Below are 22,101 nucleotides of genomic sequence, written 5' to 3'. Positions count from 1 at the left end.
GCCAGCCACCATCATGCGCGGTCGCGACGGCCTTCTGGCTGATCGTCGGCGAGCAGCGCGTCGAGCCGCTTGCGCATCGTCTCGAGTTCGCACCGCATCAGCTCCATCTTCTGCGTCGCCGGGTCGAACGCCTCGCTGCACGGCGTACCATAAGGCACGAACCGCGGCAGCTCGGGCGCGTTGCCGCCTTCGATCGTGGTCGTGCGCGCGGGAATGCCGACGACCGTCGTTCCCGCCGGTACGTCGCGCGTGACGACCGCGTTGGCGCCGACGCGTGAGCGCATGCCAAGCGTGATGGGTCCAAGCACCTGCGCACCCGAGCCGATGATCGCCCCGTCGAGGATCGTGGGGTGACGCTTACCCTGGACGCCATTGTCGGGGCTGGTGCCGCCGAGCGTGACGCACTGGTAGATCGTCACGTCGTCGCCGATCTCCGCGGTCTCGCCGATCACGACGAAGCCGTGGTCGATGAAGAAATTGCGGCCGATCGTCGCGCCGGGGTGGATGTCGATCGCGGTCATGAACCGCGACCAGTGATTGACGCAGCGCGCGAGGAAATACAGTTTCGCCTTGTACAGACGATGCGCGATGCGGTGATAGCCGAGTGCCCATACGCCGGGGTACAGCATGATCTCGGCGCGCGAATGCGGGGCCGGGTCGCGGGCGCGGATCGAATCCAGATAGGCCAGTAATCCGCTCGACATCCGCAGTCCCCTTCGCGATTGCCGTATCTAGGATATCGAACGGTCGATTTCCAGAAGCGCGCGCTTTGGGGGGCATCAGATCGTCCGGATCGGGGTAAAGCCTATCTTTGTTGTCGGATAAGCCCGCGCGTAGCAGGTAGGACATGATTGCAAGGGGATGCCGATGTTCGACCTGACGACCGTGAGCTTCGAGACGCTGCTGCCCTTCATCCTGGTCGGGTTCGCTGCGCAGGTCGTCGATGGCGCGCTGGGCATGGCGTTCGGGGTGATCTCGAATACGCTGCTGCTGTGGGTCGGGGTGCCGCCGGCCGCCGCGTCGGCGGGCGTGCATACCGTCGAGACATTCACCACCGCGGTGTCGGGGATCAGCCATGTGCTGCACAAGAACGTGAACTGGACGCTGTTTCTGCGGCTGATGATCCCGGGCGTGATCGGCGGGGTGTTGGGCGCCTATGTGCTGTCGAACATCGACGCGAGCACCGCCAAGCCGTTCATCCTGGCCTATCTGACGTCGATCGGCGTCTACCTGCTCTACCGCGGGCTGCGCTATCCGCCCAAGCAGAAGGAGCCGAAGATCGTCGAGCCGCTCGGGCTCGTCGGCGGGTTCCTCGATGCGGCGGGCGGCGGCGGCTGGGGGCCGGTCGTGACGTCGAACCTGCTGGTTCAGGGGGCGTCGCCGCGCACCACGATCGGGACGGTCAACACGGCTGAATTCTTCCTGACCGCGACGATCTCCGCGACGTTCATCACGCAGCTTGGCTGGTCGGCGTTCACGCAGGCGACGGTGGGGCTGCTGATCGGCGGCGTGCTGGCCGCGCCGTTCGGGGCGATGCTGGCGAAGCGTGTTCCGGCGAAGACCTTGATGGTGATGGTAGGCGTGATCCTGACGATCACCAGCCTGTTCGGCCTCTACCGCGCGATCTGGCACTAGAAACTCGTACAATCCTCCCCCGCCAGGGGGAGGTGGCGCCGAAGGCGACGGAGGGGGCGGACACGCAACAGGCGTTACCCCTTTCCTCCCCCTCCGTCTGGCAAGCGCCAGCCACCTCCCCCTCGCGGGGGAGGATTACCGCGTCACAGCGTAGCGTGGACCGTCGCGACGGCCGCCATCACAGCGCCGATGCGGACCGAGGTCTGGATCGCCTCCGCGGTGACGCCCGCCTTTTTCAGGATCTGCTCGTGGCTGTCGATGCACATGCCGCAGCCGTTCATCGCCGACACGGCCAGGCTGAACAGCTCGAAATCGACCTTGTCGATGCCCGGCTGGCCGATCACGTTCATGCGCAGCTTGGCGGGCATGTTGCGATATTCCTGGTTCCCGGCGAGATGCGTGAACCGGTAATAGACGTTGTTCATCGCCATCACCGCAGCGGCGGCGCGGGCGGCGGTGGCGGCTTCGGGCGACAGCTTGGGCGCGCATTCGGCTTCGGCGGCCTCGACGAGCGGCTTGTAGCCCGAACCGTGCGCGCAGGTGAGCAGCAGGCCGTATTTGCGCTGATCGGTCAGATGCGTCTCGTTCAGCAGCGAGCCGACGTTGAGACGGATATCCTTGGCGTAATCGGGCAGCTGCCCGGCGAATTCCTTGAGCGACATATCTCTACTAATTCTTCCTCCCCTCCCGCCTGCGGGAGGGGACTGAGGGGTGGGCCCGCGCTCACCATGAACGGATGCGTTCGGGGAGCGCGCGGGCCCACCCCCTGCCCCCTCCCGCAAGCGGGAAGGGGAAAGAAGAGTTTTACTTAGGCGGCGAGCTGGAGGACGTCGTCGCCCTTGTTCCAGTTGCACGGGCACAGCTCGTCGGTCTGCAGCGCGTCGAGCACGCGGAGCGTCTCGGCCGGGTTGCGGCCGACGTTCAGGCCGTTGACCTGGACCGCCTGGATGACGTTGTCCGGATCGATGATGAACGTCGCACGGAACGCGACATGCTCGTTCTTGTCGACGATGCCGAGCGCGTCGGCGAGCTTGGCGCCGTTATCCGCCAGCCACGGGAAGTCGGCTGCGGCAAGGTCCGCATCCGACTTGCGCCAGGCGAGGTGGACGTGCGCGGTGTCGGTCGATGCGCCGATCAGCACGGCGTCGCGATCCTCGAAATCGCCGCGGATGTCGCTGTAGCCGACGATCTCGGTCGGGCAGACGAAGGTGAAGTCCTTCGGCCAGTAGAACAGCACCTTCCACTTGCCGGGATAGGCCGTCGTCAGGTCGAGCGTCTCGCCGGCGGGCAGCGCTGCGGTGCCCTGCTGGACGGGGATGGTCATCGAGGGGAACTGGTCGCCGATGGTCAACATGATGGAAGCCTCCTGTAAAATCTTTGGCTCCAGGCATCCTCACTGGCGGCGGTTGTCCCGCTCGGTCGTTGTGCGATGCGGTATATGGGGACTGGTGTAATCGATCCAACACTCTATTTATCACCTGATGATCGATAGAGGCGATTAATGGCTGCGACTTACCTACCGACGTTGAAACAGCTGCAATATCTGGTGGCGCTGAAGGATCACGGGCATTTCGGCCGTGCCGCCGAAGCGTGTTTCGTGACGCAATCGACGCTGTCGGCGGGGCTGCGCGAGCTCGAGACGCTGATCGGCGTGGTTCTGGTCGAGCGTACGCGGCGCGTCGTGCGGTTCACGCCGCTGGGTGATTCGATCGCCGACAAGGCGCGGCGCGTGCTGCGCGAGGCGGAGGAGCTGGGCGACATGGCGCGTGCCGCCGGCCAGCCGCTATCGGGCGATATGCGGATGAGCGTGATCCCCACGATCGCGCCATTCATGCTGCCGCGCATCCTGCCGCGTTTGCGAAAGGATTATCCGGACCTGAAGCTGTTCCTGCGCGAGGAGCCGAGCGGCGCGGCCTGCGAGGGGTTGCATAACGGCCGCACCGACTGCGTGCTGCTGGCACTCCCCTATGCTTGCGGCGAAGTGACGGCCGAGACGCTGTTCGAGGATCGACTGTTCGTCGCCTATCCGTCGGGGGAGGTGCCCGCCGCACTGCCCGCGATCCCGGCGTCGGCGATCGACGAGACTCGGTTGCTGTTGCTCGAGGATGGGCATTGCCTGAAGGACCATGCGCTGGGGGCGTGCAATCGCCCCGAACTGCGCGCGGAAGCGACGATGCTGGGGACCTCGCTGCACACGATCGTGCAGATGGTCGACAACGGGCTCGGCATCACGATGCTGCCCGAAATGGCGCTGAAGGCGGGGATCCTCGACAACACGAACATCACGGCACGGCCGCTCGATGAGATCAACGCGGTGCGAAAGATCGCGCTGGTCTGGCGACGGGCAAGCCCGCGCGAGAAGGATTTCCGGCTGATGGCCAAGGCACTTGCCGACGTTCAATAGCGGCGCACATCGACGCCGGGATTGGCACGGATGCGCAACCAACTCGGCGTTCGATCGTATGTCTCGCACTTCCCGCTGGAGATCCGATGATGTCGAAGACGTTTCCGCTACTGCTGATCACGAGTGCGCTGGCGCTTGCGGCGTGCAGCGGCAAATCGAAGGACGACGTGGCCAGTGCGTCGACCACGCCCGCCAATCCTGCGCTGTCCGTACCGAACGGCCCGCCCGCGGTCGCCAACCCGACCGTCGGCGGCGTGCCGATGATGGCCACCCGGACGATCGTCGACAATGCGTCGGCCGCACCGAATCTGTCGACGCTGGTCGCCGCAGTAAAGGCCGCCGATCTGGTCGGTACACTGTCCGGCCCAGGTCCGTTCACGGTGTTCGCACCGACCAACGACGCGTTCGGTCGGCTTGCGCCCGGCATGGTCGACACGCTGTTGAAGCCGGAAAACAAATCCTCGCTGACCAAAGTACTGACCTATCACGTCTTGCCGGGCGTCGTGACCGCCGACGACCTGCGCCAGCGGATCGCGGCGGGCGGGGGCACCGCGACGTTGACCACGGTCGAAGGTGATCCGATCACCGCGACACTGGTTGGTGCGGTGATCACGTTGACCGACGTAAACGGCAACAAGAGCTATGTCGAAACCGCAGACGTACGCCAGTCGAACGGTGTCGTACACGTGGTCAACGGCGTCATCGTGCCGAAATTGAGCTGATCGCCAAGGGCAATGGCTCGGTTCATCGCATGTCTGCTGCGGCTGGTCCGCGAAAAGATTGAAGATCGACCGAGCCCATACCTACGTTTTTCGTTCGAATTTCTACCCGTCCCATCAAGTATAGTTGGAGTCACAGATGACTATTAAGACCAACCTTCTGATCGCAGCCGCCTCGAGCATGATCGTCGCTGCGGGTGCAACCGCGCAGACCACGTCGCCCACCGTACCGGCGACGCCGCAGACCGTGCCAGCCACGGCGGCGCCGGCTGCACCGGGCGCCGCGACGCCAGCCGCCCCGACGGCCGCGCCGACCACGACGATCGCCGCGGCGCTCCCGACGCTGCCGAACCGTGCGACGCTGACCAAGCTGGTGACCGCGGCAAAGCTGCAGACGACGCTTGCGGGCCCCGGCCCGTACACCGTCTTCGCACCGAGCGACGAAGCCTTCACCCGTCTGCCGGCCGGCGCACTGGATACGCTGCTGAAGCCCGAATCGGCGCCGACGCTGGCGACGATCCTCAAGTATCACGTCGTTGCCGGTGCGATCACGTCCGACCAGCTGAAGGCGCAGATCACCGCGGGCGGTGGCAAGACCACGTTGACGACGCTTGCCGGCCAGCCGCTGATCGCGTCGCTCGGCCCCAACGGCAATATCGAGCTGACCGATACCGCCGGGATCAAGGCCTATGTCGATACGGCCGACATCAAGGAGACGAACGGCGTCGTCCACCTGACCAACGGCATGAGCGTTCCCAAGCTCGGCTAAACGGGTCGCGGGCCGCGAACGCCTCTCGCGCGCGGCCCGCACTGCCGTGTGTCCCCGCAAAGGTGGGGACACGGTCTGGCCCCTGCGCTTGCGGCGCTTACGACCTGATTCAGGTTTCCGGCTGATCCCAGCGTGCAGCGGCGGCGTGATCGTTATCGCGCGCTTCTACCCACCTCGCCGTCGCGCCCCGCGTCTCGCGTTTCCAGAACGGCGCGTCCGTCTTCAGCCGGTCGATCAGGTACGTGCACGCCTCGAGCGCGGCGCCACGATGCGCCGCCGTCGCCGCAACGAAGACGATCCGCTCGCCCGGATGCATCGGACCCACGCGGTGGACGATGATCGCCCCCTGCAGAGTCCAGCGCTCGATCGCTTGCTCGGCAACCCGCAGCAAGGCCGCTTCGGTCGCGCCGGGATAATGTTCGAGTTCGAGCGTGCCGACGCCGTCATCGGCACGAACGAGACCCGTGAAGGTCGCGACCGCCCCCGCCCCCGCCGCCTCGGCGCGCGTCATCTCAGCCGCGATATCGATCGCCGACTGTTGCACCGAAATATGGATCATCCGCCGGTCACCGGCGGAAAGATCGCGATCTCCTGCGCGCGGCCGATCGGCGTATCGAGGCTGACGAATTCCTGATCGACCGCCGCGCGCAACCGCGCGCGATCCTCGAACGCGTGCGCATGCGGCTCGCTCGTCTCGGCCAGCCAACCGACCAGATCCGCCACCGTCACGACGCTCGCGGGCGGCGCGACCGACTCCTCCCCCGTGCCGATGCGCTCGCGCACCCAGGCGAAATACACCATGCGTATTGTCATGCTCAGTCCATGTGCTTCAGGCCGACGCGGAGATAATCCCATCCGGTCAGCACGGTCAGGAAGGCCGCGCCCCACAGGGCGACGATGCCGACATTATGCACCCACGCCATCTCGGGCACCGCACCGCCGAGAATGATGCCGCCGAGCGACACGAGTTGCAGCGTCGTCTTCCACTTCGCCAATTGCGAGACGGGCACCGAAACCTGGACCTGCGCCAGGAACTCGCGCAGCCCCGACACCGCGATCTCGCGCAGCAGGATGACCAGCGCGGCGATCACATGGACGCCCGGAATATCGCGCGTCCCGACCAGGATCAGGATCACCGCGGCGACCATGATCTTGTCGGCGATCGGATCGAGGAAGATCCCGAGCCGCGACACCGCGCCACTCGACCGCGCGAGGTAGCCGTCGAAATAGTCGGTGATGCCCATCAGGCAGTACAACACGAAGGCGATACCGTACCCCGCCTCCCAGTCGGGCCACCACAGGAACCAGACCAGCAGGGGCACCGCGACGATCCGCGACAATGTCAGGAGGTTAGGCAAGCTCAGCACATACCACCCCTATACCGGTCGGCCGCGCGGCGAAACCGGTTTAACGTTGGCGTCGCGATGCCACTCGGCTAAGGCTTCGCCGTATTTTCGCAACGATCAGGGCTATTTCCCGTCATGCTCAATGCCCTTGGGTTGCTGAAGCAACGTCGCTTCCTGCCCCTGTTCACGACGCAGTTCCTCGGTGCGTTCAACGATAATCTGTTCAAGACCTCGATGGTCCTGTTCGCCACCTATGCGGTCTTCAACGATCCGAAGATGGAAGCCAATTTCAACGCGTTGGCGACGGGGCTCGGCATCCTGCCGTTCTTCTTGCTGTCCGCACTCGCGGGGCAACTGGCGGACAGCCACGACAAGGCGCGAATCATCCGGATCGTGAAGACGGTCGAGATCGGCATCATGCTGCTCGGCGCGACCGGGCTGATGGTCGCGCGCGCGGGCCACCCGAGCCTCGGCATCGGCTTGATGCTCGGCGCGGTGCTGTGCCTCGGCGTCCACTCGACGTTCTTCGGCCCGATCAAATACGCGATCCTTCCGCAGCATCTCCCCCCCGGCGACGTGCTCGGCGGCACCGGACTGGTCGAGGCGGGCACCTATCTCGCGATCCTGCTGGGCACCGTGACCGCGGGCTGGATCCCGATCGAGGGCGCCGCCGCCAGCGTGCTGATCGTGGCGGTGATCGGCTGGTTCTCCGGCCGCCAGGTGCCGCCCGCCCCGCGCGAGGGGCCGCCGCTCAAACTCGACTACAACCCGTTCACCGCGTCGTGGCGGTTGATCAGCGCGACGCTGCACATTCCGCGGCTGTTCCTCGCGATCATCGCGATCAGCTTCTTCTGGACGATCGGCGCCGTGCTGATCATCGTCTTCCCGCCGCTGGTGAAGAATGTGCTCACCGCCGACGAGCGCGTCGCAAGCTTCGTGATCGCGGTTTTCTCGGTCGGCGTCGCGATCGGGTCGGTGGTGATCAACTCGATGCTGCGGGGGCGTATTTCGGCGAAGTTCTCGCCCGCGTCGGTGATCGCGATGGGCGGCTTCGTCGTGCTGTTCTCGTTCCTCGCGCGGAACTGGACGCCTGCGCCGCCGGGGCAGTTCTACGACTGGGCGGGGTTCATCCGCCAGCCAGGCGCGGTCCCCGTGCTGGCGACGCTGCTGGCGATCGCGATCACCGGCGGCATGTTCGTCGTGCCGCTCTACGCGTTCCTGACGACGACGGTCGAACGCGATAAGACCGCACGCACCGTGGCGGCGAACAACGTGGTCAATTCTGGCGCGATGACGATCGGCTCGATCCTGGTCATCGGCATCACCGCGCTGGGCGTGACGCCGGAGAACATGCTATTCCTGGTCGCGGCGATGTGCCTCGTCTCGGCATGGCTGGCGCAGAAGCTGCACCTTGCCTGCGACGACGATGCGAACGGATGCCTGCCAGGACTTCGCCACTAGGCGGACGTCCGCGTGAGGCGGGCGGCCAGCCGCCTGCGCTCAGAGAAAGAAGCTGTAGAAGCAGGTGAAGAACGCGGCGAAGCTCAACAGAAACAGCTTGATGTCGTGATCGTCGTCGCGGGGCTTTGCGGTCACCGGCGGCGGCAATGCGCGGCGCAGCGGGTGGCGGGCGGCTTCGTTGGTAAGGACTAGGCGTCTGGTCATGATGCAAACGTTAACGCCGCGTTTACTAAATCGACCAGCGCCAAAAGTGGTTAAACCGGCGCCGTCCGGGAATGGGACGGAATCGCCGCGCCGGACTCCGTGCCAAAGCCGTCCGGCGCCCCCTGTTCCTCCCCCGCCGTGGCGTATAAGCTTGCGCGAATCGCCGCGAGCCCGCGGGGTACAGGATCAGAATTATCCAGCAGATTGCGGCACTTCCCTACATCATCGACGGCGACGGTCATGCCCGCGTGATGCTGATCACCTCGCGCGATACCGGTCGATGGGTGATCCCCAAGGGCAATCCCATCACCGGGCTCGCCAGCCACGAGGCCGCCGCGCAGGAGGCCTATGAGGAAGCGGGGATCCGCGGCATTCCCTGCCCCACCGCAGTCGGCGAATTCGGCTACCGGAAACGACGTCGCACGGGCCGCTACCGCGACATGATCGTGACGGTGTTTCCACTCGCCTTCGTCGAGCAGGTCGATGACTGGCCCGAGCGTCATCAACGCGACACGCGCTGGTTTACGCTTGATCGCGCGGCGGAGGCTGTCAATGAGCCCGGCCTGAAGGCGCTTATCGCTGCCTTCCGCGAGCCGCCGATCCCGGCGACGCTCGCGCAACGTATCTTACCCGTCGTACGCACGAGTGCGAAAAGGAGAATTCCGATGCTGGGCTGGTTCCAGTCGCTGATGCCGAAGCAGGGACGGTTCTTCGAACTGTTCGACGCGCATGCCGCGACGCTGGTCGCCGGTGCCGATGCGCTCGCACGGCTGCTCCACGGCGAAGGCTCGATCGAGGGTCAGATCGCCGAGATCGTCAAGCGCGAGCACGAAGCCGACGACATCACGCGCGAGGTCCTGCAGGACGTCCGCCGCGTGTTCGTGACGCCGTTCGACCGCAGCGCGATCACCGACCTGATCGGCGTGATGGACGACGCGATCGACCAGATGAACGGCACCGCGAACGCGATCGCGCTGTACGAGGTGACCGCATTCTCGGCCGAAATGCGCGACATGGCAGGCATCATCGTCGAGGCCGCGCGGATCACCGCGGAGGCGATCCCGCTGCTCCGCTCGCTCGGCACCAATGCGGGCCGGCTGCACGACCTGACGGCGCGGCTGATCCAGATCGAGGGGCATGCCGACGACATCCACGACACCGGCCTGCGTGCGCTGTTCCAAGCGTCGAAGATCAGCGCGGATCCGATGACCTTCATCATCAACCGCGAAATCTACAGCAGCCTTGAAAAGATCGTCGACCGCTTCGAGGATGTCGCAAACGAGATCCAGGGGCTGGTCATCGACCATGCTTGAGCTGTTTTGCGGGCGTGCAGCGCATTGTGCACGCCCTTCCCGTTCCCCCGCGAAAACGGGGGCCCAGGAATCCCACCCACTACGCCGATTGGTACCCTGGGCTCCCGCCTTCGCGGAAGAACAGACAGGCTGGGGTGGCATGGTAGCGGATAGGGCGGCAGCCGCATGATCCTCTCCCTCCCGCTCCTCATCGGCCTCATCGGCATCGCGCTGCTGTTCGACTTCCTGAACGGCCTGCACGATGCGGCGAACTCGATCGCCACGGTCGTCTCCACGCGCGTCCTCAAGCCACAATATGCCGTCCTGTGGGCCGCGTTCTTCAACTTCATTGCGTTCGCGGTCTTCGGCCTGCACGTCGCGCAGACCGTCGGCACCGGGATCGTCCAGGCGCATGTCATCGATGCGCAGGTGATCTTCGCCGCGCTGATGGGCGCGATCGCGTGGAACGTCATCACCTGGGTGCTCGGCATCCCGTCGAGCAGCAGCCACGCGCTGATCGGCGGCCTGCTGGGGGCCGGCATCGCGAAGGTCGGCTTCGGTGCGATCGTCTGGAAAGGCGTCATCGCGACCGTCATCGCGATCTTCGCCTCGCCCGCGATCGGGCTGATGCTCGCGCTGGTGCTCGTGCTGCTCGTCGCCTGGACCAGCCTCAAGCTCACCCCGCTCGGCGTCGACAAGCGGTTCCGCAAGCTCCAGCTGATTTCAGCCGCGCTCTACTCGCTCGGGCATGGCGGCAACGACGCGCAGAAGACGATGGGGATCATCGCGGTGCTGCTCTATTCGCAGGGGCTGCTCGGCGGCGAATTCCACGTGCCGCTCTGGGTGGTGCTGTCGTGTCAGGCGGCGATGGCGCTCGGCACGCTGTCGGGTGGTTGGCGGATCGTTCACACGATGGGCTCGAAGATCACGCGGCTAACCCCGGCGCAGGGATTCTGTGCGGAGACCGGTGGCGCGATCACGCTGTTCGCCGCGACCTTCTGGGGTATCCCGGTCTCGTCGACTCACACGATCACCGGCTCGATCGTCGGCGTCGGCGCCGCGCGGCGCCTGTCCGCGGTCCGCTGGAACGTGGCGAGCAATATCGTCGTCGCCTGGACGCTGACGCTGCCCGCGGCCGGGCTGATCGGCGCGGGGACGTATCTGCTGGTCGGGCTGTTCGTCTGAATGGTTCGCCGACCAAACGCAGTCTATTGACGCAATCGTAAAGCGCCACGACACTCTTTGGCGAGCGAAGGACAGCGATCCTTTGCCGCCAGGGAGAGGGTATCATGAAGACGACCTATACGGCGTTGCTGTTGGGGACCGCGCTGAGCATCGCGAGTCCGGGCCACGCACAGACCGGCAGCACGATTAATGTGGCGGCCAGCGAAACCTACAACCGCATGGTGGTGTTCGGCGACAGCCTTGCCGACGGCGGCTATTATCTCACGCTCGATCCGCGTCTGCCGCGCGATGCGGGCAGCTTCACGACCAACCCTGATCCGGTCGCGCCCGAGGTTCTCGCCGCGCGACTCGGGCTCGCGCTCGATCCGGTCTACGGCAAGGGCGGCACCAACTATGCGGTCGGCGGCGCGCGTGTGACGGCAGCCAACGCGCTGTCGATCCCGGTCACGACGCAGATCAGCAATTTCCTCGCCGCTGGCGGCACCTTCGGGCCGCGCGACCTCGTCTATATCCAGGGCGGCGGGAACGACTATTTCGCGTTCCAGGCCGGGGGCAGCACCAACACCGCGATCTTGACCACCGCCGCCACGCAGCTCGCAGCGCAGGTCAGCAGGCTCCAGGCGGCGGGCGCGAGCCGGATCGTGACGCTCGCGGTCCAGTCGGGCGGTGCGGCCGGGCTGCAGCTGTTCAACCGGACCTATGCCGCGGCGCTGGCGGCGGCGAACGTCAATGCGCTGTATTTCGATACCGACCGGCTGTTCGGCGAGCTCGTCGCGAGCCCTGCGACCTATGGCTACACCAACATCACCGGCGTCGCGTGCACCGTCCCCTCCTCGCTGGCCTGCACGCGCGCGACGCTCGTCTCGCCCGACGCCAACGAGACCTATATCCTCGCCGACAGCGTCCACCCATCGGGGAAGACGCAGCGGATCCAGGGCCAGGCGATCGCCAGCCTCGTCCAGGCCCCCGACCAGATCGCCGGGCTCGGTTACGCCGCGCAGGCGATGTTCCGCGGGCAGCGCGACCTGATCGAAGCGGCGGAGCGCGGCGGCGCGCAACGCGACGGCCAGGCGCTGTCGGTGTTCGGCAGTGCCGGCTATCATTATTATGCGAGCGGCACCTCGGCGCAGCGCGTCGGCATCACCGAGCGCGGGTTCAGTGGCACCGTGGGCGCCGACCTCGCAATCGGCGATGCATCCGGCGTCGGCGTCGCCGGCGGCTATTCGGACGGCACGGGTGATTTCAAGACCGGCGCGGGCACCTACAAGCCGCGCGCCTGGTCGGTCAGCGGCTACGCGCGCGGCGAGCTCGGCCCGGTGCGCCTGCTCGCGGACGGCACCTATGGCGAGATCGACTATCGCCATATCCGCCGCAGCGTCCAGCTCGGGCCCGCGTTGCGCACGCATGAGGGCGAAACCGACGGCACCTACGTCGCCGGCCGCATCACCGCCGCGTTCGATCTGATCACACTGGGTGGCGTCGCCTTCGGTCCCGACCTCGCCGCGCAATATGACCGGGTCCGTATCGCGGGTTATACGGAGACCGGCGGACTCTCGACCGCGGCGACGTTCGGCAGGCAGGAGATCGAAAGCCTGACCGGCCGGTTCGGCGCGGTGATCCGCACGGTGCCGGGCGAACCGGTGCGATTCTTCGCGCGCGCCGGGTATGAGCGTGAGTTCGACGACGACCCGCGTACGCTGACGATGACGCCGACCGGCGCGCCGATCAGCTTCACGAGCACCGTGGAGCGCGCCGATCGCAACTATATGAGCTATGCGATGGGCGTCGACGGCACGGTCGCCGGCCAGCTGTCGCTTCGCGCGGGTGTAGCGGGCTACGCGCTGCGCGACGATCGCGACAGCGTGACGGCATTCGCCGGGCTATCCGCCGCGTTCTGACTATGGTGCTGGTTCGGGATGTGGAGAGTCTGCATCCCGGACAGTGCCCGCGCTGGCCAACGGCCTGGTCTATACTATCTGGAACATCGGTCCGATCGACCGGTCGTCAACGGAAATGGTGGAGCCGAGGGGGATCGGTTAAAATCCCCGTAAGCACTGAGAAACAAAGGATATTTATTTTGGCGTCGGGACGCTTGTATTAGGCTTTTGTACTAATTGAGGCAAGGGCCGACGTCCATCTCTCGCCGCCAGTTCGAAGGCTTGCCAACGGCAGGCGCGGAACTGTACGTTCAAGGAATGAAACCACGCGTCTTTATTGGCTCCTCCACGGAGCATGTTGATCTAGCCTACGCCGTACAGGAGGGGTTGGATTACGATGTCGAAGCCACCGTCTGGACCCAAGGCGTATTCCAGCCATCGCGTGGTACAATGGCGGCATTGATTGACCAGTTAGATATTAATGATTTCGCCATTTTCGTTATGGCCCCCGACGATCTAACTGCAATGCGCAAAGAGATTGTTTCGACGGTACGTGACAACGTAATCTTTGAACTCGGACTCTTTGCTGGGCGATTGGGTCAAGAGCGTTGCTTTATCATCACGCCACGCAATTCCGATGATTTGCACCTACCAACAGATTTGCTCGGGATTACACCTGCAGAATATGATGCGGATCGGCAAGACAAGAACCTAGTTGCGGCTCTTGGCGCAGCTTGTAATCGAATTAGAAAGAGCATCAAACAGCTTGGTACTCGGGAGCCTGAGCCGGCAGCAATTAGTGAGCCGGTTGCCGCCGATGAAGGGCTAATCGATGACGAGAATGATTGTGTCTCTATCATCGAGAGTTGGTTTGGGGGAAGGTCATCCAGCGACAATACTAGCGTAATGCGCTTCAATGAGATTGACTCCATCCTAAAGCTCAAACCCGGCTCTGCGCGATTGTACATCGAGAAGGCCGGTGCAAAGTGGGGGTATGTGATCGACCGTGTCGGGAAGGAAACTGTCCAACTCAAGGACGCGCCTAACTCACGAAGTTCTGGGTTCTACTGAGTCGGCTACGGCATATTTTTGATAGAGATTTGCGAGAGGGCAATTCCAACAAGAGTGAGCGCCGTTTACCCCGTATGCCCGGTTCGCCCCTCACACGATTATGACACGCCTAGCGCGACCTGCATTATCGCGCGTGGTTCTCCATCCCTGCATGACGTGTCACTATCGCCAAACGATCCGCTTCCGGCCCTGTCCAGAATAACCTAACGAGCGTTAGACAATTATGGACAGTACTCGTATCTAGGCTTGGCAACAGGGAAGCCAGCCAATGCGAACCGTCACCTACTACCGTGTCTCGACTGCCAAGCAGGGCCGCAGCGGCTTGGGCCTAGATGCTCAGAAAGCTGCCATCGCCTCGTTCTGCCAGTCGCGGGATTGCCAGCCCCTCGCTGAATATGTCGAGGTAGAGAGCGGCAAGCGGGATGATCGGCCTGAGCTTATCAAGGCATTGCATCATGCCAAGGTGACAGGGGCTACCCTCGTTATCGCCAAGCTGGATCGGCTGAGCCGCAACCTCGCCTTCCTTGCCAAGCTGCAAGATGCTGGAACCCGCTTCATCGCTGCCGACATGCCCGAGGCTAACGAGCTTACAATTCACATCATGGCAGCAATGGCCCAGGCCGAACGCAAAGCTATCAGCAAGCGGACGATTGAAGCCCTCGCCGCTGCCAAGGCCAGAGGCACCAAGCTAGGCAATCCAATGGGCGCTAAGGCGTTCGGGGAGAGCAAGGGCAACGGGGCAGCGGTGGAAGCGATCAAGGCCAAGGCTCAGGCGTTCGCTAGTGACGTTGCGCCCATCATTGAGGCGATCAAGGTTGACGGCCATACCAGCCTGAGAGCCATTGCCGGGGAGCTTAATCGGCGCGGGATCATCACAGCCCGAGGCGGCAAGTGGGCGGCTCAATCGGTTAGCGACGTAATGCGCTGCCACTCCCCAAGCTGATACCGGGCAGGCGACGGGAAGGCCCGCGTATGCGCCGCCTCAGCCCCGCCAGACTCAATTGGGGAGGGTCCGGGTATTGCCCAGCCTGATTATCGGAATGAGTCTGAGAGGGGCTTATTCGGGAGCGGCCATAGACGCCGGACAACGTGTCCCCATTTCGGGACCGTATTGCAATAGAGAACATCACCTTCGCAATCGGTCCTTTCCAGTACCGTAGTCCTAGATAAACCATTCATCACCGCCCAAGGTAGGTAGAGCCCTACGAAGATTGACAGCCTTAAGCTGTAGGACCCACAGCCAGCAATGGTTAGCTTTATAGCGAGGGGGTGTGCCATTCTTACGAATAGGTGCATGGCGTCCAAACCGATAGCACTCCAAGCGACGTATGATCTAACTCAAGATGATATTGGCTCTGAGGCTTTCCCAATGACTGTAGCTGAGGCATTCCGCTTCTACCTATGTAGTCGATTATCCTTTATCCGTTCTTACGGGTAGCTTCCGATTTAGGAGGTTTGGGGGTAAGGGGGAAACCGATAGATCCAGCTTAATATTCCCTAATCTAAGATGATAATAGATAGTATTATATCTATGTATCATTGATACTCTACGGCCATAACCGTATTCCCCATAAGCATCCTTCAGATTAGCTCAGCAATCAATATCGAGGCGTCTTTAGTCTTTGTATTGAATAGGCAAATGATACTCTGGTTTCCGTCATTGGTTTTCCAGTTATCTGCCCTACTGAGTTAATCTGAGGAATGTAGGAGCGTTGAACCTAAACAGGTCCGCTTCATGGCTAGCATATCACGGCGGTACGCTAGCCGCTCCCCTAACTACGCAATGCTCATTTATCCAATGACGCCCATCGGCCCTGAGCATTGCCAGCCTGCTAACTGTAGCGTTGCCCCTGTTGGCAGTTAGCAGGCATCCCTTTTCATACCATCAATTTACCCGCTCTCGTTTGCTTATACGCAAGGGGGCTATCTCTCTTTTACATTGGGACAAGTTCCTACACACGATGAAAGGATAAGCTATGAATACTGTCACCGTTAATATCGACCGCATCAATAACAAGCCCGTTGCTGACTACCTCGCATCTACCGACCGCCGTGTAACGATTGGCGTTCGCTTCACATTGGAAGCCCTAGGCATCGAATTGCCCGACTTCCTCTGCCGTAAGCCCGCAGGCCGACCGGGACGAGCCGCTCTGATGGCCGCAGTCGATGCCGATACAGGCACGATCCATACCTACCGCGCCGAGAAACTACGGGTCGGCCCGTTCGCTCCCCGTCCGTAATCCCTCAATTCATTACAAGGAAAACCAATGACACAGAATACCACGCTTGCAGATATCGCTAATGAGATTGGAGCCCTTGATGCTCATTTGTCGAAGATCAATGATCTTATCGATTTGATCGGCCAGCCTGCCATTCTTAAGGCAGATGAAGTTGCTAAGTCTCTTGCTGATGCCAAGGACCGCTTTGCTGATGCACTTGCTAATCAGGGTGAGGTAGAGCGGGAGGAGCGGCTTAAGGCTTTCACCGATATCCGCATTGTCGCCACACCCGGCCACAACCTAATGAATACTCCCTTCATGATCTACTATACCCGTAAGACTTGGGACAATGACGCCAAGGAGTCTCTCCCCAAGGTGTATGAATGCAGGGGGTTTGCCGGGCTGGACGATGCTGCTTACGAATATCTCGTAACGGTAAAGCCACATCTGATCCCTGCCGAGATTATGGCGCTGGCACCGGGTAACGCACAAGAGGCGTTCGGTTTGTACTTTGTCGGTAAACAGCGAGGCTATGTTAAGGGCGCGGCGGTAGCGGCCTAATGTCCAACCTTGATGATCGGGGAACGGGAGCGCCACCAAGGCCATCCCGCCCCGATTATGAACCCAAGGTCGCCCTAGTCCCGCAGACCCTAGACGATCTGATGCAACGGGCAGGCCCCTATGGTGATGCCGCGAAGACCCATCTGGAATGGTCCGCCATTTCCGTTTGGTTGATGAAGACAGACGGCGAGCAGCTTGAAGCCGTATCGTTGCCGGTCCGTGTCGCTCACCTCTCTGTCATCCTGACAAGGGAAGCCGAGGAACATGCCGCAGGATGGCCCCGCCTAAGCGGCGCTGCCGTAACTCCCGCAATCTACGGCTTCTCCCCGGACAGCCAATGCGAAGCCCGCCGCTCTGCCGCTCAAGTCCGTTCGATCTGGGAAGCCAATGGCCGTCCGTACCTCAGGCCCAGCGATTGCAAGTTTGCCTTCCAGTACCTTGCCGCCTGCATCCGTAGCGGGATCATCCCGCCCCTGCCGACAATGGGCGACGTGGAGCCAAGCTCCCCTGCCAAACCGGCACCGCCCCACATTCTAAATAAGTTTAAGGAATAAAACCAATGACCGCACTAACTCCCCGCCAAGCCATTAAGGTGAAGGCCGCACTTTCCCTGATTGCAGTACATGGGCACAATCCCCGCTCAGTACAGAAGCAAGCTCAGGACGAAATGGCAAAGGGCTATCCGGCCAATGCCGCGTACTCTACAGCTCTAAACTCATTCACGGCTCGCGTTCCTGCATTGAAGAATACCCTAGAGATTGCTGTCGATCTTATCCATAACAGCGATGATGCTACCGTCTCGATGTATGACAAGGCACTGACAGCATATAATAACAGCGGTGACGAAAGTCATCTAGATAACCTTGCTCCTATGATCCTTGAGGATGCAAAGGCTTTGGCTATCAGTAAGGGTGAAGTTACCGAAGCCGATGCTGCTAGTTGGACCGTTGATGATGCTCTAGGCAGCACTGTCGAAGCCTATGCGGAAACGCCTGATGTTCCCGAGGCGTCCTCGATCCCACCCGGTGAAGTGGTCAAAAGCTCGTTCGCATTCAACCCGCCTCCCGGCGTTGCTCGCCAGCCCGCCCAGCAGCCCGCTCAGGCGCAACAGACCGGCCCGCAGTGGATCATGGGTCCGACCGGCTACACCCTCGTAGCGCAGGCTCCCAGCGGCCCCACCGGCCCACAGACGGGGCAGAGCATGACGGGCTATGATCCCTTCAAGGGCGGACAGGACGTGACCGGCATCCGGGTAGCTCAGACCGGGGTGCGAGCCCGTCAGACCCACGGCACTCCGGTAGGCGACGTTGCCGGTTTCCAGACCGATACGGGATACCGCGCTACCCCGACCGGGGAGCAGGCCCGCCGAGAGGCTGGCGTCCCGCTTGGCTATGATGCCTGATAGACCCGCTAGCAGAGTCACTGAGAGGCGATAGCTATCCGGCCATACAGATACCCGAGCGCATCAAATCGACTCCTGACGGGGCTGAACGGGGGCGCTCTTGGGTATCTGTGTCTTTGGCTCGTCACCAAGGCGACATGATAGGCAGCGAGGGAATGCCTCAACTGTCAAAAGCTGGACGTACCCCGGTCTTATCCGGTCCCCGTCACGGCCTGCCGTTAGGCTTCACCGCTTGTCTCACCCTATTGCTAGGCTGGCGTACCGTCCGATTATCCCTTGCCGAGTAAGTCGGCACTCTTAGTCACACCCGAAGGATCAGACCGTCACCCGAAGGCGCTTAAGACGGGATAACCGTTGGCTATCTAAACGGCCCATTATTCCGATTTGCTGACAATAACAAGTCCCGGCACCCGGTATGTCGCCATAGCCTCGACCAAGCTGAGCAGATCGTACCCACTACCGTAGTCGTCTGCCACGTCCCGGCCAGCATGGCCCATTAGCTGCCGCTGCACTCCCTCCGCGATCCTGGCCCTACGAGTATAATCCTTGAAGGTATGCCGGAATGAATGGAAAACCTTACGCTTGTCGGCAACTCCGCAGACAGTCCGCAGATAGCGCCCAAACCATTCGCCCCATTTAGCGGTATGGCGACCGTAAATATTCGGCTTTAGGTCCGGGAACACCCTGCCCTTTTGATCGGCCAGCTTCTCAACATACGTGATAAAGCCAAGCCGCTCTAACTCGGGATGCAATGGGACAAGCCGCTCACTCGCTGCGTTCTTGATTCGATTGGCCTGCCCCAGTTCGTCAGTACCGGCAGCGATGCTCAGGAACCAACCGGACAGCATCTTGCCATCTTGATCGGGGTAATCCTTACGCTGCACGTCCGACACGCGAAGCTGTCCAATTTCCTCTAGCCGCGCCCCGGTGAATAGACCGAGCAGCGGTAGCCAATATGCAGCCTCAAGCCTGCCGCCCTTGGGTCGATCCCCATTGGCATAGACCGGGCTGGCAAAGATGGCCTGTAGTTCGGGCAGAGAGAACGGAAGCCGTTGTGTTTTGCCGCTGTCGGCAACCTTGACGCTAATGCCCTCAGCTACGTTCGATGGCGCTAGATCGTTCTGATATGCCCAGCCTATCAGCGTCCGCAGGCGGGATAGCTTCATGTTCGTATTGGCGACTGTCTGGCCCTCAGTGAGCAGCTTGTCTTTGAAGGCCAGCACATCTTGCCGAGTAATTCGCTCGACCGGCTTGCGCTCAGTCCGCTCGTAGAACCAACGGGCTACGGCCTCATGGGTATCCTTACCCTTTTTGACGACACCCCGCTCAGCGGCCCAACGGTCTAGGATATCCTTGTCGAGATACAGACCGGACCCGGTAGCAGGCTCGCATTCAACGGCTTGATTTTGGGTTTCCGATGCGCGGGCATTTTGTCCGTAACGGGCATGTAGGCTATTTCGCAGGGCTTCCAGTTCCGCCCCTGCCCTCTCCCGCTCATGCAGGACTAGCAAGCGGCCAGCCCTAGCTATCTCAGCAGGGGAAGCGTCAGCCTCCTTGCCCTCGCTAAGTGCATCCATAATCGGCCCTAGGGCCTCATGCTCCATATCAGCGGCGAATGATTCGTTGGCAGTGTATTCGGCTTGCTCTTGCTCAGCCTCCCACCGTTGCCGCTCCCGCTCAATCTGAGCAGCGGACTTGATAGGCACCGGTTTAGCCACGGATTTATCCCCGGACTTATCCACAGCCTTATCCCGCTCCGCTTGCTTGAGCAGGGCATGAGCAGCCTTCGTCATATCGGGTATCACGGCTTTAGCGGCGTCACGGTCCTTTAGACCTAGCGAACGCTTTATCTCCCGCTTCCCAGCCATGAATGGGCGCAGGTCCGCAGGTATGCCCATGCGGAAATAATAGACCCCGTTAGGGGCTCTGTGGAGGTATGAACACATAGGCTTCCGTCCTCGTACCTTTGTACCAGACGCTTGTAAAAAGCCTTTGTTTTCCAACACTTTACCGTAATTTCAACGGTTTAAAGAGAATGGTGGAGCCGAGGGGGATCGAACCCCTGACCTTTCGCATGCCATGCGAACGCTCTCCCAGCTGAGCTACGGCCCCATTCCCGTTGGGAGGCGGCTCACTAACCGGAGCCGCCCGGGTTGGCAAGCGGCGTAAACACCGCTTGCCAAATTTCTTTATCTCAACGCTCGTGTTCGTCCTGCGGCGTCTCGACGCCGAGGTCGTCGTCGCCACCCAGATCGACTTCGTCGTCTGCCGACGGCTCTTCGTCCTCGCCGGTGATCGAGGCGATATCCTCTTCCTCGTCACCCTCGAGATCCGCGTCGGGCTTCTTGGTGTCGGGCTTGGCGACCTCGAACGGCAGCGGCTGCTTCGACTTCAGGATGGGCTCGGGCTCCCAGGCATACCCGCATTCGATGCAGGTCACGGGGTCGGCTTTTTCGAGGTCGTAGAAACGCGTCGCGCATTTCGGGCACGAACGCTTCGTGCCCCATTCCGGCTTGATCATGCCGATAGAACCTTTCGGATGAATGGATTGCGGGGGGATACCCTCGCAAAGTGGGCGCGCCTTGCCATAGCGCAAGGCCACTGTCAAAAGCCCGGCCCGATGACACACCCCCTCCCCCAGCCCCTGGACGTGGCCGCGCGCGGTCCCCTGACCGGTTCGATCGCGGTTCCCGGCGACAAGTCGATCAGCCACCGCGCGCTGATGTTCGCAAGCCTGGCGGTCGGCACCAGCCGGATCACCGGGCTGTTGGAGGGTGAGGACGTGCTTGCCACCGCGGCGGCGATGCGCGCGATGGGCGCGACGATCGAGCGGCAGGACGACGGCATCTGGGTCGTCGACGGAGTCGGTGTCGGCGGGTTGCTCCAGCCCGAGACCGCGCTGGAGATGGGCAATTCGGGCACCTCGACGCGGCTGCTCATGGGGCTTGTGTCGAGCCATCCGATCACCTGCACCTTTACCGGCGACGCGTCACTGTCGGGACGGCCGATGGGCCGCGTGATCGAGCCGCTGTCGCAGATGGGCGCGGATATCACCGCGTCGCCGGGTGGGCGGTTGCCGCTCATGGTGCGCGGCATCTGCCCGGCGGTGCCGATCCGCTACACGCTGCCTGTCGCCTCGGCGCAGGTGAAGTCGGCCATCTTGCTGGCGGGACTCAACACGCCCGGCATCACGACGGTGATCGAGCCGGTCGCGACGCGCGATCACAGCGAGCGGATGCTGACCGGCTTCGGCGCCAAGCTGACCGTCGAGGAGACCGAGGCGGGCCGCGTGATCTCGATCACCGGGGAAGCGGAACTCGCGCCGCAGGACATCGTCGTGCCGGGCGATCCGTCGTCTTCGGCCTTCTGGCTGGTCGCGGCGTCGATCGTGCCGGGGTCGGACATCGTCGTGCGCAATGTCGGGCTGAACCCGACGCGGATCGGCATCGTCACCGCGTTGCGCATGATGGGCGCCGACATCACCGAGCTCGACCCGCGGATTGTCGGCGGCGAGCCGGTCGCGGACCTGAGGGTCCGGCATGCCGCTCTGACCGCGATCGAGGTGCCGGCCGATCTGGCGCCGAGCATGATCGACGAATATCCGGTGCTGTTCGTCGCCGCCGCGTTCGCGACCGGCACGACGATCGCGCGCGGTGCGCACGAGCTGCGCGTCAAGGAATCGGACCGGATCAGGACAATGCGGATCGCGCTCGAGGCGTGCGGCGTGGCCTGCGAGGAATATGAGGACGGCATGGCGATCACCGGGTCGGGCAGCGCGGCGATTCGCGGTGGCGCTCGGGTGGCCTCGAAACTCGATCATCGCATCGCAATGAGCATGGTGGTGGCTGGACTTGGGAGCAGCGAGCCCGTCACGATCGACGATGTATCGCCGGTGGCGACGAGCTACCCCGTGTTCTTCCGGTCGCTCGACGCGCTTACCGGCCAGGGGAATTAAG

Annotated in this window: 24 protein-coding genes and 1 tRNA gene; 15 read left to right on the top strand and 10 right to left on the bottom strand. The window is 62.6% G+C overall.

Going from position 1 to position 22,101, the window contains the following annotated elements; translation table 11 throughout:
* Positions 1-11: 11 nt before the first annotated feature.
* Positions 12-704: a serine O-acetyltransferase EpsC gene (epsC, locus tag ASF00_RS12945; RefSeq protein WP_055879698.1), complete on the bottom strand. Its 693-nt coding sequence runs from the start codon at positions 702-704 to the stop codon at positions 12-14.
* 163 nt (positions 705-867) lie between these two features.
* Here epsC and ASF00_RS12940 point away from each other — a divergent pair, with 163 nt between their 5' ends.
* Positions 868-1,635: a sulfite exporter TauE/SafE family protein gene (locus ASF00_RS12940; protein ID WP_055880505.1), complete on the top strand. Its 768-nt coding sequence runs from the start codon at positions 868-870 to the stop codon at positions 1,633-1,635.
* A 143-nt stretch (positions 1,636-1,778) separates the two neighbouring features.
* On the opposite strand, the gene ASF00_RS12935 is transcribed toward ASF00_RS12940, so the two are convergent.
* Both ASF00_RS12935 and ASF00_RS12930 read right to left on the bottom strand, forming a co-directional pair.
* Positions 1,779-2,297: a carboxymuconolactone decarboxylase family protein gene (locus tag ASF00_RS12935; protein ID WP_055879695.1), complete on the bottom strand. Its 519-nt coding sequence runs from the start codon at positions 2,295-2,297 to the stop codon at positions 1,779-1,781.
* A 146-nt stretch (positions 2,298-2,443) separates the two neighbouring features.
* On the bottom strand, positions 2,444-2,989 hold the full coding sequence (locus ASF00_RS12930) for a peroxiredoxin (RefSeq protein ID WP_055879693.1): 546 nt from the start codon (positions 2,987-2,989) through the stop codon (positions 2,444-2,446).
* A 147-nt stretch (positions 2,990-3,136) separates the two neighbouring features.
* Between ASF00_RS12930 and ASF00_RS12925 the strand changes: the two genes are divergently transcribed.
* From ASF00_RS12925 to ASF00_RS12915, 3 genes are all read left to right on the top strand, one after another.
* Positions 3,137-4,039 carry a hydrogen peroxide-inducible genes activator gene (locus ASF00_RS12925; RefSeq protein WP_055879690.1) on the top strand — a complete coding sequence of 301 codons (903 nt, stop codon included), beginning with the start codon at positions 3,137-3,139 and terminating at the stop codon, positions 4,037-4,039.
* Between the two features lie 89 nt (positions 4,040-4,128).
* Positions 4,129-4,761, top strand: coding sequence for a fasciclin domain-containing protein (locus ASF00_RS12920; protein ID WP_082463458.1), 633 nt, complete (start codon positions 4,129-4,131; stop codon positions 4,759-4,761).
* 136 nt (positions 4,762-4,897) lie between these two features.
* Entirely contained in the window at positions 4,898-5,527 is a 630-nt protein-coding gene (locus ASF00_RS12915) for a fasciclin domain-containing protein (protein ID WP_082463415.1), read from the top strand.
* 109 nt (positions 5,528-5,636) lie between these two features.
* Here ASF00_RS12915 and ASF00_RS12910 read toward each other — a convergent pair whose 3' ends face one another.
* From ASF00_RS12910 to pgsA, 3 genes are read right to left on the bottom strand one after another with little or no spacing between them, the layout of a single operon-like run.
* Positions 5,637-6,086 carry a molybdenum cofactor biosynthesis protein MoaE gene (locus ASF00_RS12910; RefSeq protein ID WP_055879686.1) on the bottom strand — a complete coding sequence of 150 codons (450 nt, stop codon included), beginning with the start codon at positions 6,084-6,086 and terminating at the stop codon, positions 5,637-5,639.
* A complete protein-coding gene (moaD, locus tag ASF00_RS12905) occupies positions 6,083-6,340 on the bottom strand; it encodes a molybdopterin converting factor subunit 1 (RefSeq protein WP_055879682.1) in 258 nt (85 codons plus the stop codon). The genes ASF00_RS12910 and moaD overlap by 4 nt, the downstream gene beginning before the upstream one ends.
* Before the next feature lie 2 nt (positions 6,341-6,342).
* On the bottom strand, positions 6,343-6,894 hold the full coding sequence (gene pgsA, locus ASF00_RS12900; protein ID WP_055879680.1) for a CDP-diacylglycerol--glycerol-3-phosphate 3-phosphatidyltransferase: 552 nt from the start codon (positions 6,892-6,894) through the stop codon (positions 6,343-6,345).
* Between the two features lie 114 nt (positions 6,895-7,008).
* Between pgsA and ASF00_RS12895 the strand changes: the two genes are divergently transcribed.
* Positions 7,009-8,334, top strand: coding sequence for an MFS transporter (locus tag ASF00_RS12895; protein ID WP_055879677.1), 1,326 nt, complete (start codon positions 7,009-7,011; stop codon positions 8,332-8,334).
* 39 nt (positions 8,335-8,373) lie between these two features.
* Here the strand turns inward: ASF00_RS12895 and ASF00_RS18865 are convergent, their stop codons facing one another.
* Positions 8,374-8,538 (bottom strand): hypothetical protein, encoded by a 165-nt coding sequence (locus ASF00_RS18865; RefSeq protein WP_200910540.1) that lies wholly within the window; start codon positions 8,536-8,538, stop codon positions 8,374-8,376.
* A 194-nt stretch (positions 8,539-8,732) separates the two neighbouring features.
* Here ASF00_RS18865 and ASF00_RS12885 point away from each other — a divergent pair, with 194 nt between their 5' ends.
* The 9 genes from ASF00_RS12885 (at position 8,733) to ASF00_RS18545 (ending at position 18,145) form a co-directional block, all read left to right on the top strand.
* Positions 8,733-9,851: a DUF47 family protein gene (locus ASF00_RS12885; protein ID WP_055879670.1), complete on the top strand. Its 1,119-nt coding sequence runs from the start codon at positions 8,733-8,735 to the stop codon at positions 9,849-9,851.
* 165 nt (positions 9,852-10,016) lie between these two features.
* Positions 10,017-11,015: an inorganic phosphate transporter gene (locus ASF00_RS12880; RefSeq protein ID WP_055879667.1), complete on the top strand. Its 999-nt coding sequence runs from the start codon at positions 10,017-10,019 to the stop codon at positions 11,013-11,015.
* Positions 11,016-11,119: 104 nt separating this feature from the next.
* On the top strand, positions 11,120-12,913 hold the full coding sequence (locus ASF00_RS12875) for an autotransporter domain-containing protein (RefSeq protein ID WP_055879664.1): 1,794 nt from the start codon (positions 11,120-11,122) through the stop codon (positions 12,911-12,913).
* Between the two features lie 297 nt (positions 12,914-13,210).
* Positions 13,211-13,963, top strand: a complete 753-nt coding sequence (locus ASF00_RS12870; protein ID WP_055879662.1) for a nucleotide-binding protein — start codon at positions 13,211-13,213, stop codon at positions 13,961-13,963.
* Between the two features lie 268 nt (positions 13,964-14,231).
* Positions 14,232-14,906 (top strand): recombinase family protein, encoded by a 675-nt coding sequence (locus ASF00_RS12865; RefSeq protein WP_055879660.1) that lies wholly within the window; start codon positions 14,232-14,234, stop codon positions 14,904-14,906.
* 1,033 nt (positions 14,907-15,939) lie between these two features.
* The gene (locus tag ASF00_RS18550; protein ID WP_156348340.1) at positions 15,940-16,203 is read left to right on the top strand and encodes a hypothetical protein; all 264 of its coding nucleotides are present in this window, start codon (positions 15,940-15,942) and stop codon (positions 16,201-16,203) included.
* A gap of 27 nt (positions 16,204-16,230) precedes the next feature.
* Positions 16,231-16,743 (top strand): hypothetical protein, encoded by a 513-nt coding sequence (locus ASF00_RS12860; protein ID WP_156348339.1) that lies wholly within the window; start codon positions 16,231-16,233, stop codon positions 16,741-16,743.
* The gene (locus ASF00_RS12855; RefSeq protein ID WP_156348338.1) at positions 16,743-17,297 is read left to right on the top strand and encodes a hypothetical protein; all 555 of its coding nucleotides are present in this window, start codon (positions 16,743-16,745) and stop codon (positions 17,295-17,297) included. The genes ASF00_RS12860 and ASF00_RS12855 overlap by 1 nt, the downstream gene beginning before the upstream one ends.
* Positions 17,298-17,302: 5 nt before the next feature.
* The gene (locus tag ASF00_RS18545; RefSeq protein WP_156348337.1) at positions 17,303-18,145 is read left to right on the top strand and encodes a hypothetical protein; all 843 of its coding nucleotides are present in this window, start codon (positions 17,303-17,305) and stop codon (positions 18,143-18,145) included.
* Between the two features lie 374 nt (positions 18,146-18,519).
* Here the strand turns inward: ASF00_RS18545 and ASF00_RS12845 are convergent, their stop codons facing one another.
* The 3 genes from ASF00_RS12845 to ASF00_RS12835 all read right to left on the bottom strand — a co-directional run bounded on the left by ASF00_RS12845 (position 18,520) and on the right by ASF00_RS12835 (position 20,666).
* The gene (locus ASF00_RS12845) at positions 18,520-20,091 is read right to left on the bottom strand and encodes a DUF6538 domain-containing protein (RefSeq protein ID WP_327196360.1); all 1,572 of its coding nucleotides are present in this window, start codon (positions 20,089-20,091) and stop codon (positions 18,520-18,522) included.
* Positions 20,092-20,181: 90 nt separating this feature from the next.
* Positions 20,182-20,257 (bottom strand) — tRNA-Ala (locus ASF00_RS12840).
* Positions 20,258-20,339: 82 nt separating this feature from the next.
* Positions 20,340-20,666 (bottom strand): TIGR02300 family protein, encoded by a 327-nt coding sequence (locus tag ASF00_RS12835; protein ID WP_031395784.1) that lies wholly within the window; start codon positions 20,664-20,666, stop codon positions 20,340-20,342.
* A gap of 99 nt (positions 20,667-20,765) precedes the next feature.
* Here ASF00_RS12835 and aroA point away from each other — a divergent pair, with 99 nt between their 5' ends.
* Positions 20,766-22,100 (top strand): 3-phosphoshikimate 1-carboxyvinyltransferase, encoded by a 1,335-nt coding sequence (gene aroA, locus ASF00_RS12830; RefSeq protein WP_055879645.1) that lies wholly within the window; start codon positions 20,766-20,768, stop codon positions 22,098-22,100.
* Position 22,101 lies beyond the last annotated feature (1 nt).

The organism is Sphingomonas sp. Leaf34 (assembly GCF_001421805.1).
Taxonomy (GTDB): Bacteria; Pseudomonadota; Alphaproteobacteria; order Sphingomonadales; family Sphingomonadaceae; genus Sphingomonas.
The sequence above is the reverse complement of the archived record's forward strand: the minus strand, read 5'-3'. Positions and strand labels throughout refer to the sequence as shown.

Coding starts and splice junctions, on each gene's coding strand:
- ASF00_RS12895 (WP_055879677.1), top strand. CDS start 7,009: ATGCTCAATGCCCTTGGGTTGCTGAAGCAACGTCGCTTCCTGCCCCTG.
- aroA (WP_055879645.1), top strand. CDS start 20,766: ATGACACACCCCCTCCCCCAGCCCCTGGACGTGGCCGCGCGCGGTCCC.
- ASF00_RS12935 (WP_055879695.1), bottom strand. CDS start 2,297: ATGTCGCTCAAGGAATTCGCCGGGCAGCTGCCCGATTACGCCAAGGAT.
- ASF00_RS18545 (WP_156348337.1), top strand. CDS start 17,303: ATGACCGCACTAACTCCCCGCCAAGCCATTAAGGTGAAGGCCGCACTT.
- ASF00_RS12925 (WP_055879690.1), top strand. CDS start 3,137: ATGGCTGCGACTTACCTACCGACGTTGAAACAGCTGCAATATCTGGTG.
- ASF00_RS12930 (WP_055879693.1), bottom strand. CDS start 2,989: ATGTTGACCATCGGCGACCAGTTCCCCTCGATGACCATCCCCGTCCAG.
- ASF00_RS12880 (WP_055879667.1), top strand. CDS start 10,017: ATGATCCTCTCCCTCCCGCTCCTCATCGGCCTCATCGGCATCGCGCTG.
- ASF00_RS12875 (WP_055879664.1), top strand. CDS start 11,120: ATGAAGACGACCTATACGGCGTTGCTGTTGGGGACCGCGCTGAGCATC.
- moaD (WP_055879682.1), bottom strand. CDS start 6,340: ATGACAATACGCATGGTGTATTTCGCCTGGGTGCGCGAGCGCATCGGC.
- ASF00_RS18550 (WP_156348340.1), top strand. CDS start 15,940: ATGAATACTGTCACCGTTAATATCGACCGCATCAATAACAAGCCCGTT.
- ASF00_RS12835 (WP_031395784.1), bottom strand. CDS start 20,666: ATGATCAAGCCGGAATGGGGCACGAAGCGTTCGTGCCCGAAATGCGCG.
- ASF00_RS12845 (WP_327196360.1), bottom strand. CDS start 20,091: ATGTGTTCATACCTCCACAGAGCCCCTAACGGGGTCTATTATTTCCGC.
- ASF00_RS12860 (WP_156348339.1), top strand. CDS start 16,231: ATGACACAGAATACCACGCTTGCAGATATCGCTAATGAGATTGGAGCC.
- ASF00_RS12920 (WP_082463458.1), top strand. CDS start 4,129: ATGTCGAAGACGTTTCCGCTACTGCTGATCACGAGTGCGCTGGCGCTT.
- ASF00_RS18865 (WP_200910540.1), bottom strand. CDS start 8,538: ATGACCAGACGCCTAGTCCTTACCAACGAAGCCGCCCGCCACCCGCTG.
- ASF00_RS12940 (WP_055880505.1), top strand. CDS start 868: ATGTTCGACCTGACGACCGTGAGCTTCGAGACGCTGCTGCCCTTCATC.
- ASF00_RS12855 (WP_156348338.1), top strand. CDS start 16,743: ATGTCCAACCTTGATGATCGGGGAACGGGAGCGCCACCAAGGCCATCC.
- ASF00_RS12870 (WP_055879662.1), top strand. CDS start 13,211: ATGAAACCACGCGTCTTTATTGGCTCCTCCACGGAGCATGTTGATCTA.
- ASF00_RS12910 (WP_055879686.1), bottom strand. CDS start 6,086: ATGATCCATATTTCGGTGCAACAGTCGGCGATCGATATCGCGGCTGAG.
- epsC (WP_055879698.1), bottom strand. CDS start 704: ATGTCGAGCGGATTACTGGCCTATCTGGATTCGATCCGCGCCCGCGAC.
- ASF00_RS12915 (WP_082463415.1), top strand. CDS start 4,898: ATGACTATTAAGACCAACCTTCTGATCGCAGCCGCCTCGAGCATGATC.
- ASF00_RS12865 (WP_055879660.1), top strand. CDS start 14,232: ATGCGAACCGTCACCTACTACCGTGTCTCGACTGCCAAGCAGGGCCGC.